General features: G+C 49.7%; 20 protein-coding genes. 2 read left to right on the top strand and 18 right to left on the bottom strand.

The window, feature by feature from the left end; translation table 11 throughout:
* Positions 1-137 precede the first annotated feature (137 nt).
* From WH45_RS13715 to WH45_RS13655, 13 genes are all read right to left on the bottom strand, one after another.
* Entirely contained in the window at positions 138-1,064 is a 927-nt protein-coding gene (locus WH45_RS13715; RefSeq protein WP_200897697.1) for a polyprenyl synthetase family protein, read from the bottom strand.
* Positions 1,033-1,293 carry an exodeoxyribonuclease VII small subunit gene (xseB, locus tag WH45_RS13710; RefSeq protein WP_046214948.1) on the bottom strand — a complete coding sequence of 87 codons (261 nt, stop codon included), beginning with the start codon at positions 1,291-1,293 and terminating at the stop codon, positions 1,033-1,035. The genes WH45_RS13715 and xseB overlap by 32 nt, the downstream gene beginning before the upstream one ends.
* Entirely contained in the window at positions 1,262-2,647 is a 1,386-nt protein-coding gene (gene xseA / locus WH45_RS13705; RefSeq protein ID WP_046214947.1) for an exodeoxyribonuclease VII large subunit, read from the bottom strand. Before xseA ends, xseB begins: the two co-directional genes overlap by 32 nt.
* A gap of 13 nt (positions 2,648-2,660) precedes the next feature.
* Positions 2,661-3,518 carry a bifunctional methylenetetrahydrofolate dehydrogenase/methenyltetrahydrofolate cyclohydrolase FolD gene (folD, locus tag WH45_RS13700; RefSeq protein ID WP_046214946.1) on the bottom strand — a complete coding sequence of 286 codons (858 nt, stop codon included), beginning with the start codon at positions 3,516-3,518 and terminating at the stop codon, positions 2,661-2,663.
* A 130-nt stretch (positions 3,519-3,648) separates the two neighbouring features.
* Positions 3,649-4,101, bottom strand: a complete 453-nt coding sequence (gene nusB / locus WH45_RS13695) for a transcription antitermination factor NusB (protein WP_046214945.1) — start codon at positions 4,099-4,101, stop codon at positions 3,649-3,651.
* A 262-nt stretch (positions 4,102-4,363) separates the two neighbouring features.
* A complete protein-coding gene (locus WH45_RS13690) occupies positions 4,364-4,597 on the bottom strand; it encodes a DUF2273 domain-containing protein (protein WP_046214944.1) in 234 nt (77 codons plus the stop codon).
* Between the two features lie 15 nt (positions 4,598-4,612).
* The gene (gene amaP, locus WH45_RS13685; protein ID WP_046214943.1) at positions 4,613-5,152 is read right to left on the bottom strand and encodes an alkaline shock response membrane anchor protein AmaP; all 540 of its coding nucleotides are present in this window, start codon (positions 5,150-5,152) and stop codon (positions 4,613-4,615) included.
* Positions 5,153-5,234: 82 nt separating this feature from the next.
* Positions 5,235-5,642, bottom strand: coding sequence for an Asp23/Gls24 family envelope stress response protein (locus WH45_RS13680; RefSeq protein ID WP_017815282.1), 408 nt, complete (start codon positions 5,640-5,642; stop codon positions 5,235-5,237).
* Positions 5,643-5,704: 62 nt separating this feature from the next.
* Positions 5,705-7,048, bottom strand: coding sequence for an acetyl-CoA carboxylase biotin carboxylase subunit (gene accC / locus WH45_RS13675; RefSeq protein WP_046214942.1), 1,344 nt, complete (start codon positions 7,046-7,048; stop codon positions 5,705-5,707).
* Positions 7,049-7,089: 41 nt separating this feature from the next.
* Positions 7,090-7,572 (bottom strand): acetyl-CoA carboxylase biotin carboxyl carrier protein, encoded by a 483-nt coding sequence (accB, locus tag WH45_RS13670; protein ID WP_046214941.1) that lies wholly within the window; start codon positions 7,570-7,572, stop codon positions 7,090-7,092.
* 184 nt (positions 7,573-7,756) lie between these two features.
* Positions 7,757-9,010: an aspartate kinase gene (locus WH45_RS13665; RefSeq protein ID WP_046215189.1), complete on the bottom strand. Its 1,254-nt coding sequence runs from the start codon at positions 9,008-9,010 to the stop codon at positions 7,757-7,759.
* Between the two features lie 254 nt (positions 9,011-9,264).
* Complete coding sequence (gene efp, locus WH45_RS13660; RefSeq protein ID WP_046214940.1) at positions 9,265-9,822, bottom strand: elongation factor P; 558 nt, start codon at positions 9,820-9,822, stop codon at positions 9,265-9,267.
* Positions 9,823-10,115: 293 nt separating this feature from the next.
* A complete protein-coding gene (locus WH45_RS13655) occupies positions 10,116-11,192 on the bottom strand; it encodes a M24 family metallopeptidase (RefSeq protein WP_046214939.1) in 1,077 nt (358 codons plus the stop codon).
* A gap of 276 nt (positions 11,193-11,468) precedes the next feature.
* Here WH45_RS13655 and WH45_RS13650 point away from each other — a divergent pair, with 276 nt between their 5' ends.
* A complete protein-coding gene (locus WH45_RS13650) occupies positions 11,469-12,461 on the top strand; it encodes a DUF1385 domain-containing protein (protein WP_046214938.1) in 993 nt (330 codons plus the stop codon).
* Positions 12,462-12,466: 5 nt separating this feature from the next.
* A complete protein-coding gene (locus tag WH45_RS13645) occupies positions 12,467-12,886 on the top strand; it encodes a hypothetical protein (RefSeq protein ID WP_046214937.1) in 420 nt (139 codons plus the stop codon).
* A 244-nt stretch (positions 12,887-13,130) separates the two neighbouring features.
* Here the strand turns inward: WH45_RS13645 and WH45_RS13640 are convergent, their stop codons facing one another.
* The 5 genes from WH45_RS13640 to WH45_RS13620 form a co-directional block, all read right to left on the bottom strand.
* The gene (locus WH45_RS13640; protein WP_046214936.1) at positions 13,131-14,759 is read right to left on the bottom strand and encodes a family 10 glycosylhydrolase; all 1,629 of its coding nucleotides are present in this window, start codon (positions 14,757-14,759) and stop codon (positions 13,131-13,133) included.
* A gap of 179 nt (positions 14,760-14,938) precedes the next feature.
* Positions 14,939-15,364: a transcriptional regulator MntR gene (gene mntR / locus WH45_RS13635; protein WP_017815291.1), complete on the bottom strand. Its 426-nt coding sequence runs from the start codon at positions 15,362-15,364 to the stop codon at positions 14,939-14,941.
* Positions 15,365-15,584: 220 nt separating this feature from the next.
* Positions 15,585-17,612 (bottom strand): methionine--tRNA ligase, encoded by a 2,028-nt coding sequence (gene metG / locus WH45_RS13630; RefSeq protein ID WP_046214935.1) that lies wholly within the window; start codon positions 17,610-17,612, stop codon positions 15,585-15,587.
* Positions 17,613-18,046: 434 nt separating this feature from the next.
* Positions 18,047-18,367 carry a membrane protein insertion efficiency factor YidD gene (yidD, locus tag WH45_RS13625; RefSeq protein ID WP_046214934.1) on the bottom strand — a complete coding sequence of 107 codons (321 nt, stop codon included), beginning with the start codon at positions 18,365-18,367 and terminating at the stop codon, positions 18,047-18,049.
* A complete protein-coding gene (locus tag WH45_RS13620) occupies positions 18,364-18,909 on the bottom strand; it encodes a Fur family transcriptional regulator (RefSeq protein ID WP_046214933.1) in 546 nt (181 codons plus the stop codon). The genes yidD and WH45_RS13620 overlap by 4 nt, the downstream gene beginning before the upstream one ends.
* Between the last annotated feature and the right edge of the window lie 211 nt (positions 18,910-19,120).

Here is a 19,120-nt window from a genome sequence, read left to right as displayed (position 1 = left end):
TTTATTCAGCTATTCTTCGATATATTATTACTATTCACTATACCACAAGCCGGACTTAATTCGAAATCCTGTCACTTTTAGAGAGTGAATGTGGGTGATCTATAGAATAGACGAACCTTCATGGCTATACGTAACCTTTAATGGTCACGTTGCACCAAATAGTCAGCAATTTCCTCCAGCCGACTGGAATCCTGCAGACCGGCCTGCTGCAGCGCTGCCTTGGCACTTGCTGTCAGACGGGCGACTTCCCGCTGCGATTCCTCCAGACCGATGAAGTAAGGATAGGTGACTTTTTGCAGCTTGCTGTCACTTTGCGTCTTCTTGCCCAGCTTGGCTTCGTCGCCGATCACATCGAGGATGTCATCCTGAATCTGAAAAGCAAGCCCGATATCCGAACCGAACTGACGCAGTGCAGTCAGCTGCTCTTCTGTCGCTCCAGCTGTACGCGCTCCGGCAGTTAGCGAGAACATGAACAAATCAGCCGTCTTGTGCAGATGAATATACTGCAGCTGACTTAGCTCGGTCATCCCCTGCTCGCCTTGCATATCCGCCACTTGACCGCCGACCATCCCGCGCGGACCGGCATATTCGGCCAGATCGCTGATGATGGCTACGACAGCTTCCGCCGGTACACCAGCCTGAAGCGCTTCGGCTGCACTATGAAAAGCATGGGTCAGCAGCGCATCTCCTGCGAGAATCGCCATCGCTTCACCGTACACTTTGTGGTTGGTCAGTTTGCCGCGACGGTAATCATCATCATCCATCGCCGGAAGGTCATCATGAACGAGTGAATACGTATGCACCATCTCCACGGCACAGGCAACCGGAGCCGCTTTTTCCCTGCTGCCGCCCAGCGCTTCGGCTGCGGCGATAACAAATACCGGACGCAGTCTTTTGCCGCCGGCCATCAGGGAATAGAGCATGGATTGCTGTAATGTATCCGGCACCTGCCAGCTTTCAGGCAGAGCGTTTTTCAGACGCGATTCCATGTAGGTGGAAATGTCTTGAATATACTGTTTCAGTTCCGGACGGTTACTCAATATTTTCACCGCTTTCCGCTGCATCAAAAGGCTTTTTACGCAGTTCGCCGTCTTCCTCCACGATCATTTCGATTTTGCGTTCCACTTCTTCCAGTTTGGAGCCGCATACCTGGGACAGCTTCATTCCCTGTTGGAAAAGATCGATCGCTTTTTCCAGCGGTACATCACCATGTTCCAGTTCGGAGACGATCTCTTCCAGCCGGTCCATTGCCTGCTCAAAATTAAGCTCCTGTTCCTTCGCTGCCTTTGCCATTGTTGTCCGCCTCCTCAATATTTTGTACCTGACAATTCAGTTGTCCATCTTCCAGCTTGACAGTAATTCTGTCCCCGGTTACTACCTGGGAGACTGATTTGACGAGCTGTTCCTGCTGTTCATCGTATACAAGGCTGTATCCCCGCGCCATTACTTTGAGCGGGCTTAGGGCATCCAGCTGTTTGAGGCCGAAGCCGAGTTTTTGTTGTTTTTGTCGCAGGATCTGCTGCATTCTCAGCTCCAGCTGACGACGAGCCGTATCGGTACGTCTGCGTGCATAGATCAGCTGTTCCTGCGGGTTGTGCCCGGCCAGACGCTGATTGTAGCGTCCCAGACGGTCGCGCTGAATATGGGCACGCCGCTGAAGGCTGCTCGTCAGACGCCGCTCCAGCATATCGAGCCGGGTCATGTGCTGCACCAGCTGACGCTGTGGATGCAGCAGTGCCGGTGAACGCTTGAGACGGTTCAGTCGGTCACGCTGACGCTGGGACAGACGCAGCAGTCCCTGCTTAAGCTGACGACGCACCTGCTGCAGCTGTGCGCGCAGTTCGATAATATTCGGTACAGCCAGTTCGGCCGCAGCCGTGGGAGTGGCTGCACGCAGATCAGCTGCAAAATCGGCGATCGTAAAGTCGGTCTCATGACCGACAGCCGAGATCACCGGAATCTTCGACTCGGCAATTGCTCGCGCTACCATCTCTTCGTTAAACGCCCACAATTCCTCCAGCGATCCGCCGCCGCGGCCGACGATCAGCACATCCGCTTCATCCATTCGGTTCAGATTGCGAATCGCCTTGACGACGGATGGAGCCGCTCCTTTACCTTGAACGAGTACCGGATAGACGACAATCCGTACGACCGGATAGCGTCTGCGGATCGTAGTTACGATATCCCGTACCGCGGCTCCGGTTGGTGAAGTGATCACACCGATCGTACGCGGATACTGGGGCAGCGGACGTTTGCGTGCAGAATCAAATAAGCCTTCATGCTCCAGCTTTTGCTTGAGCTGTTCATATGCCAGATAAAGACTGCCGATCCCGTCGGGCTGCATCTGTGTCGCATAGAACTGGTATTGTCCATCGCGTTCATATACCGAGATATAGCCTTTGGCAATAACACGGGCGCCTTCTTTGGGAATAAACGGAAGCCGCTGATTATACGAAGAAAACATAATCGACTTGATGCGGCTGCTTTCATCCTTGAGGGTGAAATACATATGTCCGCTGGAATGGTGAGTGAAGTTCGAGATTTCGCCTCTCAGCCATACTTCGGAGAGCAGCGAATCGGACTCCATTTTCATCCGGATATATTTGTTAATCTCCTTGATGGAGTATATACGCTGCTGTTGCTGCATAAGATCCCCTTTCTCAGTTCAGACCATGGGCACGTCTGGCCGCTACCAGCGTGTTCTGCATCAGCATGGTGATCGTCATCGGACCTACGCCGCCCGGAACCGGAGTAATCGGACCGGATACTGCCTTCACACTTTCAAAGTCCACGTCACCTGCGAGCTTGCCGTTGTCCAGACGATTCATGCCCACATCAATGACTACTGCACCCGGCTTGATATAGCTGGCATCCACAAAATTGGCACGACCGATCGCCACCACGAGGATATCCGCCTGGCGGGCGAGTTCTTTCATATTGGTTGTACGGGAATGACACATTGTTACCGTAGCATTTTCGCGCTGCAGCAGCAGGGAGACCGGTTTGCCGACAATATTGCTGCGGCCGATTACGACGGCGTGCTTGCCGGACATTTCGATACCGGTACGCTTGATCATCTCGATCACACCCGCCGGTGTACATGGCAGCAGGCTATCGTCGCCGATCACCAGATTGCCCACATTGATCGGATGGAATCCATCCACATCCTTTTCCGGGGAAATGGCATCAATGATCGCTTTCTCCGCAATCTGCTTCGGTAGCGGCAGTTGCACGAGAATGCCGTGAATATTGTCCTGGTTGTTCAGCTTGTGGACCATCGCCAGCAGTTCTTCCTGCGAAGTATCTGCGGACAGACGGTGTACTTCGGAATAATAGCCCAAATCATGGCAGGCCTTTTCTTTATTGCGCACATAAACGTGTGAAGCCGGATCATCGCCGACGAGGACAACCGCCAGACCTGGCTGGAAGCCCTGTGCTTTCATTTTATCCACTTCCTGCTTGATGTCCTGACGAATCTCCTCGGAAATCTGTTTACCGCTAATGATTGTTGCTGCCATGATAATCGCTCCTTTGTCTGTTCGGAAAATTAATTGTTGATAGGTACCTTATAGGGTCAATCTTACCATCATTTATTTTCAAGCAGCGGGCTATTCTAAGTTGCAAAAGCTTCTGGGTAGCTGCAGTTAATCAGCCTTTTTGGGATTTGAGTTTATCCAGATCATGAATCATCTTGCCGAGTACACCGTTGACAAACTTGCCGGATTCTTCGGTTCCAAAATGCTTGGACAGTTCAATTGCTTCGTTGACGGCAACTTTGGCCGGTACGCCTTCGGCAAATACCATTTCATATACTGCCAAACGCAGAATCTGACGGTCTACACGGGACAGACGGCTTACCTGCCAGTTTTGCAAATAATCTACCAACAGCTGGTCAATCGCTTCCTTGTTCTCCCAGATGCCGCCAATCACATCGATCACATACGTTTTGAGCTGGGATTCATCACGCAGTTCAACTTCGGACTCATTGTCGGATGCTGCTTCTTCCAGCAGCATCATGATCGCCTCTTCGGCCTTAACTTCATTCATTTCCATCTGGTACAGGCTTTGTACGGTAAGTTCCCGCGCTAATCTTCTTTTCATTACAGTTTATCCTCCTGGTGATTGCGTGATGGGATATATTGCAACATCCTCGTATGAACGCACACCTTGTATTTTTCCGATCAGGCGGCCAGCACCTGCCGGTTTATCAAATCTGCTGCCTTTTTAGAAAAAGCATCAGTTGTTTTCATGTCCCATATGATTCTCAAACCTGTCCATAGCAACAAAAAAACCTGTCATCTTTCATTCCCGGTACTGCCTGCTATAAATAAGATTGCAATCCGGGAATGATGTATGACAGGGTTCAACGAAATGGACGCCAGCGGTCCGCCAGCCATTCACTGATCCGCTGCCAGGGAATGGTTGGACCTAACCGGAGATCCCGGTTACGACCGACGATATAACCTATGAACACTAACAATGCAAAGAACAACATATCCCAAAAACCAATGGTTAGATACAGTATACCGCAGCCGATACCGGCCAGTACGCCAAGGATTCGTCCACCGTGAGTGTCCCAGATCGCTTTCCACATCATCAGGAGAACTCCCTTCTACTCCACTCTGCTTTTGAAGGCAGGGGACTGAACGATATTGGCAATATACACAGCGACAGAAGAGACCGGGATACCGGTAATATCCTCTACCTGTGTCTGAATACTTTTCTGCATTTCTTCCGACAGCCCGGGAATGGAATGTTCTCCATCCACAATGGCCCGGATCATAATCTCAAGACCTGATTCTACCACACGTACGCGTGTTTTGACATCACGTACACCACGTGTACGCTCGGCCACTTTGAGCGCCATGTTCTCGATCGTCTCCAGTGAAATCTGCACATCCCCAAATTCCGTACGCTGATGAACGGAATTCAGATGACCACGTTCAGTACGGATAGATACATAGAAAAAACGGATACTCAGCAGGAATAGGATAACTGCCACCACAATGACAGTTATATAAAGGACCTGCTCATTCCGGTAATCAAGCTCCATCGGCACCTGTCCACTGAGCAGCAGGATAGCCAGCACAGATAAAATTCCAATACTCAGGCTGTAAATAAACAATAACAGCCGATCCATGATTTTAGCCAAGAATGTGCAGCCTCCTTACATTATAGTAAACCCCTGACAGTGACGTCGGGGGTTCAGTATTGAGCAGGTGTATGCCGCTCATTTATTTTACGCGTTGTGTAAACTCGGTCTCTTCGATCCGTTCAACGGTCTCCAGATGAACATCGTGAATCTGTACGTTCACTTCCACCACATTCAATCCGGTCATCGTCTCGATCGAACGCTTGACGTTGCGCTGAATCTCAGCCGCCACTTCAGGCAGACGGTGTCCGTACTTGATAATGACGGATACATCCACAGCCGCTTCACGCTGTCCCACTTCCACTTTTACACCGCGGGACAGATTTTTGCGGCCGAGCAGCTCAGCGATACCGCCGGCAAAGCCTCCGCTCATTCCTGCTACACCGTTCACTTCAATCGTAGCCAGTCCTGCAATCACTTCGATGACTTCCGGGGCAATCTGGATTTCTCCGATATCGGTCCGTTCGAATTCAGTCGGTAATGTACTCATTTTCTACACCTCCTGCCAGGTAAACTAAATATAACACGTACCCGGTTTATTGACAAACCGGATTACACCTCATTCTCTTCGAGGAACTTGATATCAAAATCGCCGCGGATAAACGTCTCATGGCTCAGCAGACGCATATGGAACGGGATTGTTGTATGAATGCCTTCAATCGCAAATTCATCGAGCGCACGCTTCATTTTGGCAATCGCCTCATTACGTGTTGGCGCCCATACGATAAGCTTGGCGATCATTGAATCATAATAAGGTGAGATCGTGTAACCCGGGTAGGCGCCGCTATCGACACGCACACCAGGGCCTCCCGGCGGGAGGTAGAATCCGATTTTACCCGGACTTGGCATAAAGTTACGCTCAGGGTCTTCCGCATTAACACGGCATTCGATCGACCAACCGTTGATTTTCACATCTTCCTGGGTAAAGGAAAGGGGATTGCCTTCGGCCACACGGATCATTTCCTGAATCAGGTCCACTCCTGTAACCATTTCCGTTACCGGATGTTCCACCTGAATACGGGTATTCATCTCCATGAAGTAGAACTGGCCATCCTGGCCAAGCAGGAATTCCAGCGTACCTGCACCGGAGTAGTTAACCGCCTGTGCTGCACGCACTGCTGCAGCTCCCATTTCCGCACGAAGTTCCGGAGACAGTACCGGACAAGGCGCTTCTTCTACCAGCTTCTGGCGGCGACGCTGCACGGAGCAATCGCGTTCACCCAGATGCACGGCATTGCCGTGACGGTCAGCGATAATCTGCACTTCCACGTGCTTCATACCGGTCAGGTATTTCTCCAGATAGACGCCGCCGTTACCGAATGCCTTTTCCGCTTCCTGCTGAGCATTTGTAATTTGTTTGACAAGGGATTCTTCATCTTCTGCAAGACGAATCCCTTTACCGCCACCACCGGCTGTTGCCTTGATGATGACCGGATAACCGATACCTCGTGCGATTTTTACCGCTTCATCCAGATCTTCGACGATACCGTCGGAACCCGGGATAACCGGTACGCCAGCTTCCAGCATCGTACGCTTCGCTTCGGACTTGTCACCCATGCGGTTGATCGCATCCGGGGATGGTCCGATAAACGTAATATTGCAGGATTCACAGATTTCTGCAAAATCCGCATTTTCTGCGAGGAATCCGTAACCCGGGTGAACCGCATCACATTCGGTCAATGTGGCCACACTCATCAGGTTGGTCAGATTCAGATAACTGTCCTTGGACAGGGTAGGTCCTACACAATAAGCTTCATCCGCAAGACGGACATGCAGTGAATCACGGTCCGCTTCGGAATAGATTGCTACTGTAGAGATGCCGAGTTCACGGCATGCGCGGATAATACGAACCGCTATTTCACCGCGGTTCGCGATTAATATTTTCTGAAATTTCATTTTGCCTTTCCTCCTCCGGCCTTATACACGAACAGCACTGATTATTCCGGTTTTACCCGGAACAATGGCTGTCCATATTCAACGAGCTGTCCGTTTTCAGCGAGCACTTCCACAATGGTTCCGTTCACTTCGGCTTCCAGTTCGTTCATCAGTTTCATGGCTTCGATGATACATACCACGGATTTGTGGTTTACTTTCTCACCTACACCTGTAAATGCACCCGCTTCTGGAGAAGGGGAACGGTAGAAAGTTCCGACCATTGGAGATGCAATGGTATGTAGAGTCGGGTCAACTTCCGGTGCAGCAGTGGCAGCTGGAGCCGCAGGTGCTGCTTGTGGAGCCGCCGCCGGCTGGCTTGCAGGCTGCATGACAGGTGCAGCAGTTGGAGCCTGTACATAGACCGTCTCTGCTTTGCCTGGCTTGCGAATGACCAGACGGGAACCTTCATTTTCGATTTCAACTTCCTGTACGGATGTCTCATCCACCAGTTGAATCAGTTCTTTAATCTCATTTAATTTAAACATCTATTAATTCACTCCTTTGGCTTCGTTGCCTGTAAGCTGAGTATAATGTAAAACACTCAGTTAGGGGTAGTTTCACATAACGCTATGTATTATAGCATATTCATGAAAAAGGCGGGAAGATCTTCTTTAAAATGATGTTCCCGCCTTGAATAAACCTATATAATATTGGCTTTATATCCAGAAATTAGCGACGATCCTGCGGTCCGCCGACAAATGCCTGTTCCTCGGTATCCAGACCGTATGCCGTATGCAGCGCAGATACAACATCGTTCAGCCTGCCTGCTTCAATAACGCAGGATACCTTGATTTCGGAAGTGCTGACCATCTTGATGCTGACACCCTGATCGGAAATCGCTTTGAACATCTGCGCGGCAACACCCGGATGACTGACCATGCCTGCACCGACAATGGACACTTTGACCAGATCAACTTCGGAAGTCACTTCATCGTAAGGAAGCTCACCGCCGATGTTTTCAATTACATTCAGCGCGCCAAGACGGTCTTCGAGGCTGACGGTAAAGGAAAAGTCCGCTTTGCCGTTCATGACACCGCTCTGTACGATAATATCCACGTCGATTTTGGCGGATGCCAGTTCACCGAACATTTTGGCGAGTACACCAGGCAGGTCGTTGACCCCTCTGATTGTAATCCGCGCCACATTTTTATCGTAAGCGATTCCACTGACTACCGCTCCCTGTTCCATGCTTGCTTCCTCCTTCACCACAGTTCCTTCATTATAGTTAAAGCTGGACCGTACGACGAGGCGCACGTTGTTGTGTTTGGCATATTCCACTGCGCGCGGATGCAATACGGCTGCGCCGAGATTAGCCAGTTCCAGCATTTCATCATAAGAGATTTCGCTCAGCTTGCGTGCGCATTTGACGATACGCGGGTCGGTCGAGTAGATGCCATCGACATCCGTATAGATCTCGCACGTATCTGCCTGAATCGCTGCTGCCAGAGCAACGGCCGTCGTATCGGAGCCGCCGCGTCCGAATGTAGTAATCTCTCCGTCTGCCGTCGTCCCCTGAAAACCGGCTACGACAACGACTTTTCCGGCATCCAGCGCATTCAGCACCCGTTCGGGACGAATGGCTGTAATTCTCGCCCGGCCATGTTCCGCTTCCGTCTCAAAGCCTGCCTGCCACCCGGTAAAGGATACGGCTTCACGTCCCTGCTGATGAATCGCCATCGACAGCATGGCAATGGAAATCTGCTCGCCAACTGTCATCAGCATATCCATTTCCCGTGCAGGTGGATTCGGATTCAGCAGCCGTGCCTGATCGATCAGATCATCGGTTGTATCGCCCATTGCCGAGACGACAACGACGCACTGATGACCTTCATCCTGCTTTTCAATAATGCGCTTTGCTACACGTTGCATGCGCTCAATATCACCGACGGAGCTCCCGCCGAACTTCATCACGTACAAAGCCAAGACCTCTTCACTCCCTACTTGATACAGGCATACAGCAAGGCCGCAGCCCGGATTGAACAGCGTATCCAGCATGTTATGCATTTTAATGCATGAAAATGCTTAGTCTTTACCAGTATAATACGACAACGCACTAAGTACTACCGCAAATTTTAGACATCCATTGATTGATAGAGAAAAAGCTGTCCCTGTCCCCCTGCTGGAGGAGGAAGGAACAGCCTTTATCTATTATGGCGAAGTCGCCGATTTGCAGATCATTACGCGCGGGATACGTATTTACCTTCGCGGGTATCAATAATCAGTTTGTCGCCCTGGTTGATGAACAGAGGAACCTGAACCGTGTGGCCAGTCTCCATTGTTGCACTCTTCGTCGCACCTGTAGCAGTATTTCCTTTGATACCTGGCTCTGTCTCAGTAACTTCCAGCTCAACGGATGTTGGCAGGTTGATTCCGAGGATTTCGCCCTGGTAGCTAACAATGTTAACAGTCATGTTTTCTTTGAGGAATTTGAGTTCCCATTCCAGCTGGCTTTCGTTCAGCTCAAATTGATCGTAAGTCTCGTTATCCATGAATACGTGCTCGCTGCCGCTTGCATACAGGTATTGTACGCCGCGGTTTTCGATTTGTGCACGGGCAATCGTCTCACCTGCACGGAATGTACGTTCAACGATATTACCGTTACGCAGGTTTTTGAGCTTGGAGCGCACGAATGCAGCACCTTTACCTGGTTTTACGTGCTGGAATTCAATAACGGAGTAGATGTTGCCTTCCACTTCTACGGTCAAACCTGTTTTAAAATCGTTAACTGAAATCAAAATAACGCCTCCTCATATATGGTAAAGCCAAGTTCGATACAATATATGCCTATCTGTAGAGCCGAACGGTTCCAAAAAAGGCCTGTCCGGCAGACTGCCTATATATTGTACTATACCCTATAATCTACAGGATATTCTGTTAAGGGTTAAACTCTGTGACCACCGGACACTTTAGGCTGCACGGAATCTGCTTATGCAAGCTTGATCCATGCAGCCTGTTCATCTCGTTGATCCCAGTTTATTTTATTCGGCAAGCATTCCTCATGATCCTGCTAATAACAGGAAGAAGCTGCTTAGACCGGTAAAATCGTGAACTGTTTGCTGGAATGAGTCAGGATGCGGATACCGTCTTCGGTAATCAGCACATCGTCCTCAATACGTACGCCGCCAAATCCAGGTATGTAAATGCCTGGTTCTACGGTAACGACCATACCCGGCTGCAGTACGGTATCACTCAGCTTGGACAGGCGGGGCTCTTCATGGACTTCCAGACCAATGCCGTGACCAGCGCTGTGACCGTAGGCGTCTCCATAACCATGTGCTGTAATAATGTCGCGGGAAAGAGCATCCGCTTCCCTGCCGGTCATTCCCGGTTTGAGATGCTGCAGCGTATGCAGCTGGGATTCCAGCACTACATTATAGATTTCACGGTGTCTGTCGGAAGGTGTGCCGACAAATACCGTCCGTGTGAGATCGGATACATATCCGTTATAGATGGCACCAAAATCAAACGTAATAAATTCATCATGACCGATCGGCTTATCGCTGGCCACTCCGTGCGGCAGAGCCGAACGTACACCGGAGGCGACAATTGTCTCAAACGAAGGACCGGAAGCTCCCTGACGACGCATGAAAAATTCCATTTCAAGCTCCAGCTCTTTCTCGGTAACGCCTGGCTTGATGTAGCTCAGGATATGGTCGTACGTACGGTCAGCGATAGCGGTTGCCTGTTCGATAATGGCAATTTCTTCAGCATCCTTAAAGTTACGGATGGTTTCAAGCATGCCGGAGACCGGAACGAGTTCCACCGGAGCCAGATGCTGTTTGTAGGCGGCATATCTGCTGTAAGGTACCTGATCCTGTTCAAATCCGATAGAACGTATGCCCCAGTTGGAAAGCAGTTCTTTGATAGTATCCACTACGTTTGGAGCATGCTCGGCCACAGTGAACGCTGCCGCCTGTTCAGGTGCCTGTGTCATGTAACGAAAATCTGTTAACAGGTAAGCCTGTTCTGCCGTCACAATAACATAGCCTGCCGAACCGGTAAATCCGGTCAAATACCTGCGATTGACACTGCTTGTGATGAACATCGCTTCAAGCTGGCGTTCCTTCATGGCCTGACGCAATTTGTTTAAACGTGCTGTACTCATTGAACCTCTCCCCTTCGCTCCGTTCTGTCTTGCAAATAGCCAGAGATTATTTTACCATACCCTGCACATTTTTGAGAATAGTCAGTTAAATAATTCACTTTTACAGCTCCCGCCATGCATATTCTGGTAAAGATACGTAAAATCCGCTACAATATGAGTAGCAGCATTTCTGTTCTGCAAAGGCTGCTGTACCAGTTCATTTTTTACTTTATACTGGTATCGGAATACGCGAAATCATCATGCGAATGATGAAGAATAACGGAAGGGTGACCTTACTTGCCAAAACAATCCACTCCAGTCAGCTATGGCGGCCAGGCTGTAATCGAAGGCGTCATGTTTGGCGGAAAGCACGTCAACGTAACCGCCGTAAGACGCAAAGATAGTGAGATCACCTATCTGGAAGTTCCCAGAGAAGACAAACCCTGGGTGCGTACACTGCGCCGCATTCCGCTTCTGCGCGGTATTATCAGTCTGATTGATTCCAGCGCCAAAGGCTCCAAACATCTCAATTATGCTGCAGATGCCTATTCCGAAGATCAGATGGACCCGGAAGAATACGCGCAGCAAAAGAAAAAAGAAGAGTCCAAAACAAGTCTCAGCATGATTCTCGGTGTAGCGGTTGTCGGCGTCCTGTCGCTTGTGGTCGGCAAGCTGATCTTTACCCTTGTACCTGCTGTACTGGAAAGCCTGCTATTCAAAAATCTGTTCCATAACCTTTTCCTGCACAATCTGCTGGAAGGTGTTATTAAAATCATATTGCTGCTCGTCTATTTGTGGGCAATCTCCCAGACGCCGATGATCAAGCGCCTGTTCCAGTATCATGGAGCCGAACACAAAGTGATCACCGCTTTCGAAAATGGAGCGGAACTGACACCGGAAAGTGTGCAAAAGTTCAGCCGTCTGCATTACCGCTGCGGCAGCAGCTTCATTATCCTGACGGTCATTATCGGCGTAATTATTTATTCCTTTTTCCATTGGGACGGACTGGGCGAACGGATTCTCCAGCGGATTGTCCTGCTGCCTGTTGTGATCGGCGTCTCGTTTGAATTCCTCAAATTCACCAACAGTCTGCGTGATATTCCGGTGCTGCGCTATCTCGGTTACCCGGGTCTGTGGCTGCAGCTGCTGACCACCAAAGAACCAACGCTGGATCAGCTGGAAGTCTCGATCGCTTCCTTTAACCGGATGCGCGAGCTGGATACGCAGCTCGCCCGTGCGTCTTCACCATCGGTAGTACCTGAAGCTGCTCCTGACCCTGTGAAAGGATGATAAACATGAGAAAGTCACCTGCTCAAATTATTGTTTTTGTCGTTGCGATACTGTTGGCGGTGATTGGGTTGGTCAAGAACATCTACCAAATGATATTTATGCCTGCTACCTTTAACTGGGGCGGACTGATTGTGACGGTAGTCATTCTGGTTATTGCAATTATGCTGCTGCGTTCCTCTCCCGCTTACAGCGGCGCTGGACGCAAACAGCCGAAAATCAAGCCTTCTGCCCGCACTATGGCAAAAGTCAAAGCACAGCAAGGCAATTACAAAAATGTATCCAAACCTTCTCCTTTTGCCAAAACCGGTCCAACGGGCCGCAGCACAACAGGCTCCGGCAGCAGCAAACCGAAAAAGAATTATCCATTTCAGGTCATTCAGGGCAACAAAGGCAAGGATGATGAGGAACTGCCAAAGTATCACTAGTTGGAAACGGCAGCGAAACTATGAATTCTGTTAAATAAAACTCCAGCGATCACATGGAAGCAGTTCACCTGCTGCAAATGATTGCTGGAGTTTCTTTTATTGTCTATAAGTCTTGCATGCCGGCTGTCTCCAAATCAAAATCCCCGCTGTAGATGCAGCGGGGATTTTGATTAAATCTTCTCTATCTCTGAAAATGCTCTTTGGTTATCTTTTCATATCTTCTGTCTATCTCTGTATGCAGTCCTTACTGTCCCCAATAAGAACGCAGCTTGCTGACAATATCGAGCGGATTCTTTTTCAGGTCTTTGTAGCTGAAGAAAATGCTGCCTTTGATGTTGCTGTATTTGGCATTATACTTTAGCTGGTTAATAATCTCGTTGGATATATTCCAGCCAATTTCCGGTGTATTGATCTTGTAGATGGCATGGCCGATATACAGATCTACGCCAGTGTTCTTGGTCTCATTAACCCACCAGTCTACGACTTTGTCGTAATGAGCGGCTGGCAGGGAGAAGCTCCAGTATACCTGTGGAGCGATATAATCGATCCAGCCATTTTTGATCCATGTACGTGTATCGGCATACATGCTGTCATACGCGGTTACGCCAGCTTTGGTATCGGAGCCGGTCACGTCATTGGATTTGTTGCGCCATACGCCGAACGGGCTGATCCCGAAGCGTACAGAAGGCTTGGACGCATGAATGGATTTGCCCAGATCACGGACAAAGCTGTTAATATTGGCGCGTCTCCATTCACTCTTGCTTGTGTAGCTGCCTTTATAAGCTGTATATGCTTTGTCATCGTTAAATTTCTTGGCAGATGTCTCGGATGACGGGTAGAAATAATCATCCAGATGAACACCATCAATATCATAATTATTAACAGCTTCCATAATGGTATCGATAATTGATTGACGGGCTGCCGGGACACCCGGATTGATATAATATTTGCCGTCAAAGTAAATGACCCAGTCGGGATGCTGACGTACCACATGATTGGATGCCAGTGTAGCCGTCTTGGAATCGGTAGTCGCGCGGAAAGGATTAAACCAGGCGTGCAGCTCCATGCCGCGCTTGTGCGCTTCGGCTACCATGTATTCCAGCGGATCGTAACCCGGATTTTTGCCCTGTGTGCCAGTCAGAAACTTCGACCATGGCATAGTTGCTGATTGATACAGCGCATCGCCGGAAGGGCGAACCTGTACGAATACTGCATTCATACCCATCGCTTTCAGATCATCCAACTCTTTGGAGAATTCCTGCTTTTGCTTGGCTGCATTGGAGCTGCTTGGCCAGTCCAGATTGAATACGGTGGAGATCCAGGCACCGCGCAGTTCTTTGGCAGCCGATGGGCTGCCGGATGTGGTGCCGGAAGGCGAAGCATTGAGCGTGCTTCCTTTGCCGCTTGTGCTGCCTGTAGTGGAATTTGCGCCGCCTGCACTTGTCAGCGTTACGGTCTGTGTGGATTGGTTCCAGTTGACTCCCAGACCAAGACCTTCACCGATAAAGCGCAGCGGAACCATCACACGACCGCCCTTGATCTGTACCGAAGTATCCAGTGCCACCTGCTTGTTGTTCACTTCAGCAGTAGGCTGCCCGGCTGTTAATACCAGCTTGTCTTCACCATGAGTGATTGTGACTTCACTTTTTTGCTGATCCCAGGCGATGCCTGCGCCCAGATTTTCACTGATCAGACGCAGCGGGACCATGGTAACATTGGTGTCCTTGGTGATATACGGAGCAGCATCTCCCTGAATCGTTTTGCCATCCAGCACGATTTTGATGTTGGTATCAGCGGCGTACAATGTACTGCTCACCAGAGGAAAAACAACGACCATAGCAAGAAATAATGATAAATACCGATAAAGTTTCATTCATGTACCTCCAGTAAATCTTTTAACTTTTCCTTTGACTTGGCTTCCATGCTTCTTCAACGACTATGCTTCTATATGTTCTGATCGGCTAAATAACCCTACTTCATTAGACCGATTCTGTATCCAAAAGTTGCGGACAAAATAAAAGACATCTGCCAGATAATCGACAGATGTCTGCCCTATGAATCGCTAATCAGCTCATTTTGCAGTCTTTGCAGCTCAGCTACCCGTTCCGGATCGCGGCGGAAATATTCCACCAGCGTCTCGATCTGGGTAATGGAGTCCCAGCTCAGATGATGCTCGATGCCTTCAACGTCCTTATATATATAGTCAGGATTTACACCAATAATTCCGAGAAAATCTTCCAGCAGCTGATGGCGGTCCACCAAACGCTTGCCCATCTTTTTTCCTTTGCTGGTCAGTACCAGTCCGCGGTATTTCTCATAAATCAGGTATTCATCCTTATCCAGCTTCTGGATCATCTTCGTTACGGATGAAGGATGAACTTCCAATCCCTCCGCAATGTCCGATACACGCGCATACCCCTTCTGATCAATCAGCTTATAGATGCGCTCCAAATAGTCTTCCATACTGGGCGTTGGCATCTTGCTCCCCCTTTAACCTACACGTTCTTATTTGTCATACAGGTGCCGCATAATACGTATCTGGCACATAATTCATTCAATAATCATACATGGAATGTAGACAGCTTGGCAAGTTTTAACAGACTTTTTCACCATAAAAAGAACCTTCAATGCTGCCGCAAAGCCTATGCATTGAAGGTTCTCCGGTTATGATAACTGCCTGTTTATCGGCCCATCGATTTTACTTTACAACGGCTCCATTTGGCATGCCTTCCGGCACGGTAGCCAGCGTTAACTGATCGCCGTGGGAAGCAGCCAGTATCATGCCGCGTGATTCTTCACCACGCAGTTTGACCGGCTTCAGGTTGGTCACGCAGATGACCTTGCGGCCGACCAGCTCTTCCGGCGTATAGAACTTGGCGATACCGGATACGACCTGACGCTGCTCGGTGCCGAGGTCCAGCTGCAGCTTAAGCAGCTTGTCCGCTTTTTTCACCGGTTCGGCGGAGATGACCTGTGCCACGCGCAGTTCGACTTTGGCAAAATCATCAATGCTGATTTCTTCTTTTTGCTCGATCGGTTCTGCAGCGGGTGCTGTTACGGTCTGCTGCTCGGTCGCTGCCTGATCGCTTGTATCGTCTGCCGCTTTGAGTACACCGCCCATCGCTTCCACGATATAAGCGACTTCTTCCTTGGCATCCAGTCTCGGGAAGATCGGATCGCCTTTGACAACACGGGTACCTGCAGGCAGCTGGCCGTACGTACGAATACTGTCCCATACATTCAGTTCGTCGCTCGTCGCACCGATCTGCTCACGGATCTGCTTTGGTGCGCGTGTCAGGAACGGCTGCAGCAATACAGAGATAATGCGCAGAGATTCAGCCAGATGGTACATTACGGAATCGAGCTGGGCACGATTGGCTTCATCCTTGGCCAGTACCCATGGCTGGGTCTCATCAATATATTTATTTGTACGGCTGATCAGCTGGCTGATCGCTGTCAGGGCTACCGAGAATTCCAGCTTCTCCATCGCCTGCTCCACTTTGTCAATTGTCTGCTGTACTGTCTCTTCCAGCAGTCCATCCACTTCCAGCACACGACCGGCATAGGCGGGGATCGTGCTGTCACAATATTTATCGATCATGGCTACCGAACGGTTGAGCAGATTGCCCAGATCGTTGGCCAGATCGGAATTCACACGATCTACAAAGCTCTCCGGCGTAAAGGTACCATCCGAGCCGAACGGCACTTCACGCAGCAGATAGTAACGCAGTGCATCCAGACCATAACGGTCGATCAGTGTTACCGGGTCAACGACGTTACCTTTGGACTTGGACATTTTGCCGTCTTTCATCAGCAGCCAGCCGTGACCAAATACTTTTTTGGGGAGCGGGATATCCAGCGCCATCAGCATGATCGGCCAGTAGATCGTATGGAAACGGACGATCTCTTTGCCTACCAGATGAATATCAGCCGGCCAGAACTTGTTGAACAGCTCCGGATTGTCGGTACCGTAGCCCAGTGCTGTAATATAGTTGGACAGCGCATCGATCCAGACGTAGACAACATGTTTTGGATCATCCTTGACTTTGACGCCCCAGTCGAAGGTTGTACGGGATACCGCCAGATCTTCCAGACCAGGTTTGATAAAGTTGTTGATCATTTCATTTTTGCGGGACTCCGGTTGAATGAAGTCGGGATGATCCTGATAATATTGCAGCAGACGCTCCGCATACTTGCTCATGCGGAAGAAGTACGATTCTTCCTTGACCAGCTCTACCGGGTGGCCGCTATCCGGGCTTTTACCACCGGTTACTTCGCCCTTGTCGTTGCGGATCACATCGACCAGCTGGGTCTCGGTGTAGTAGGTCTCATCCGGAATACTGTACCAGCCTTCATACTCGCCTTTGTAAATGTCGCCCTGCTTCAGCAGACGGTCGAAGATTTCCTGCACGACTTTTTTGTGGCGATCTTCTGTCGTACGGATAAAGTCATCATAGGAAATATCCAGTTTATCCCACAGGCTCTTGATGCCTTCTACGATGCCATCAATGAACTGCTGCGGTGTCTGTCCCTTTTCCTCTGCCTTGCGTTCGATCTTCTGTCCATGCTCATCGGTTCCGGTCAGATAACGAACCTCATACCCTCTCATGCGCTTGTAACGGGCCATGGCGTCCCCGGCTACTGTCGTGTACGCGTGACCGATATGCAGCTTGTCACTCGGATAGTAGATCGGTGTTGTAATGTAAAATGTTTTGTTGTCAGACATTATTATTCCTCCTTGGTTAGAATCAACGAAAACAGCAGTGGGCATAGGCATAACGGCATATACAGCCGGATACGATAAATCTAATGAGGATTCTGATGTTAAAGGCACAGCAAAAAGCCCCCGTCCCTAATGGGACGAGAGCTTGTACTCACGTGTTACCACCCAACTTCCCTGCTCATTTGCATCAGCAGGCTCAGCAGCCTTTGCAGGCCGGCCATTAACGCTGGCTCACGCTGCAGCCTTACGCACCACACTCTTACCGAGTGTCATCCGCTCGACTACAGTTCCTCCCGGACCATCTTCTACAGCGGCTCCCAGACCGGTTCACAGCTGCTCCGGCTCTCTGTACTGGGCCTAACCCGTATACTTATCCATTCACTGGAAACGTATATATGACTTGTGTAATTGAATATACCTAATTCTCACGGAAGCTGTCAAGCATTACGGCGGTTCTGCATTAGCTCCGGCTCCTGTGAGGAAGAGACTGCTGTCGATTCAGTCGTTCGCTTCCTGCGCTCTCTGGCAGGAGGCACCATATCGATTCCTCCCGGATGAAACGGATGGCATTTGCCGATCCGTATCGCTGCCAGCAGGCTGCCCTTGAGCACTCCGTGAATCTCTATCGCTTCCAGCGCATACTGGGAGCAGGTCGGATAAAAGCGGCAGCTCGGCGGCTTGAGCGGAGAGATAAATTTGCGGTAGATATGGATCGGCACCTGCACTGCGCGGCGGCTCCATTTTTGTGGCTTATTCACTGGCTTTTTCCTGCCGCATATTCCGTCTCCAAAGCAGGCGCGCTTGTTTTCAGATGCAGTGCAGGTCCTTCTTTACCATCTCCACCCTTGCCGTCAGCAGACTGTGCATCTGTGGGCAGATTGCCCAGCTGCATCCGACAGTCCTTGCAATAACCAAATACTTCGAACTTGTGGCGAATCACTTCGAACTGGTCCGGCATATCTGTCATATCCATCGGGCAAAAAGCGATCGGATACGTTTTCTCGCACTGCAGGCAGATCATATGATGGTGATGATGATCCTGGCTGCAATGGCTTTTGAATTTAACGCCATCTTCGAATACAATCTGCTCAAGCACACCCAGCTCCTGCATCACCCGCAGATTGCGGTATACCGTATCAAAACTGAGCCCGCTGTATTTTTGTCCCATATATTCGTAGACATCCTTGGCTGTCAGATACCCGGGCGCTTCCGCAAACAATTTGGCGAGCGTACGGCGCTGATCGGTAATCCGCAGTCCCTGTTTTGACATAATATTAATAATTTCCTCAGTAGACAGCATGAGTTGTTCCTCCTGTCATGGTTACAGCTATTTTATATTCTAACCATCGTTTATTTTATTCGTAATAATAACTATTATACACCAAAACAGGGATATTGCCGAATTATTCTCACCCTATTTTGAGTCGATCATTCTGATTCTAAAGGTGATTCTGATTTCATGCAACCCGGCCTGAACAAATAAAAAAACCGGAGCTGCAATGCAGACTCCG

This window comes from Paenibacillus wulumuqiensis, assembly GCF_000971965.1.
GTDB classification, from domain to species: Bacteria; Bacillota; Bacilli; order Paenibacillales; family Paenibacillaceae; genus Saccharibacillus; species Saccharibacillus wulumuqiensis.
This window is presented reverse-complemented; position numbering and strand designations above follow the sequence as displayed.

Excerpts from the sequence above, each read along its gene's own strand:
- accC (WP_046214942.1), bottom strand. The coding sequence starts at position 7,048 with ATGAAATTTCAGAAAATATTAATCGCGAACCGCGGTGAAATAGCGGTT.
- nusB (WP_046214945.1), bottom strand. The coding sequence starts at position 4,101 with ATGAAAAGAAGATTAGCGCGGGAACTTACCGTACAAAGCCTGTACCAG.
- metG (WP_046214935.1), bottom strand. The coding sequence starts at position 17,612 with ATGTCTGACAACAAAACATTTTACATTACAACACCGATCTACTATCCG.
- xseB (WP_046214948.1), bottom strand. The coding sequence starts at position 1,293 with ATGGCAAAGGCAGCGAAGGAACAGGAGCTTAATTTTGAGCAGGCAATG.
- WH45_RS13690 (WP_046214944.1), bottom strand. The coding sequence starts at position 4,597 with ATGATGTGGAAAGCGATCTGGGACACTCACGGTGGACGAATCCTTGGC.
- WH45_RS13655 (WP_046214939.1), bottom strand. The coding sequence starts at position 11,192 with ATGAGTACAGCACGTTTAAACAAATTGCGTCAGGCCATGAAGGAACGC.
- folD (WP_046214946.1), bottom strand. The coding sequence starts at position 3,518 with ATGGCAGCAACAATCATTAGCGGTAAACAGATTTCCGAGGAGATTCGT.
- accB (WP_046214941.1), bottom strand. The coding sequence starts at position 7,572 with ATGTTTAAATTAAATGAGATTAAAGAACTGATTCAACTGGTGGATGAG.
- WH45_RS13640 (WP_046214936.1), bottom strand. The coding sequence starts at position 14,759 with ATGAAACTTTATCGGTATTTATCATTATTTCTTGCTATGGTCGTTGTT.
- WH45_RS13680 (WP_017815282.1), bottom strand. The coding sequence starts at position 5,642 with ATGAGTACATTACCGACTGAATTCGAACGGACCGATATCGGAGAAATC.
- xseA (WP_046214947.1), bottom strand. The coding sequence starts at position 2,647 with ATGCAGCAACAGCAGCGTATATACTCCATCAAGGAGATTAACAAATAT.
- WH45_RS13620 (WP_046214933.1), bottom strand. The coding sequence starts at position 18,909 with ATGCTGTCTACTGAGGAAATTATTAATATTATGTCAAAACAGGGACTG.
- mntR (WP_017815291.1), bottom strand. The coding sequence starts at position 15,364 with ATGCCAACGCCCAGTATGGAAGACTATTTGGAGCGCATCTATAAGCTG.
- WH45_RS13645 (WP_046214937.1), top strand. The coding sequence starts at position 12,467 with ATGAGAAAGTCACCTGCTCAAATTATTGTTTTTGTCGTTGCGATACTG.
- WH45_RS13715 (WP_200897697.1), bottom strand. The coding sequence starts at position 1,064 with ATGCAGCGGAAAGCGGTGAAAATATTGAGTAACCGTCCGGAACTGAAA.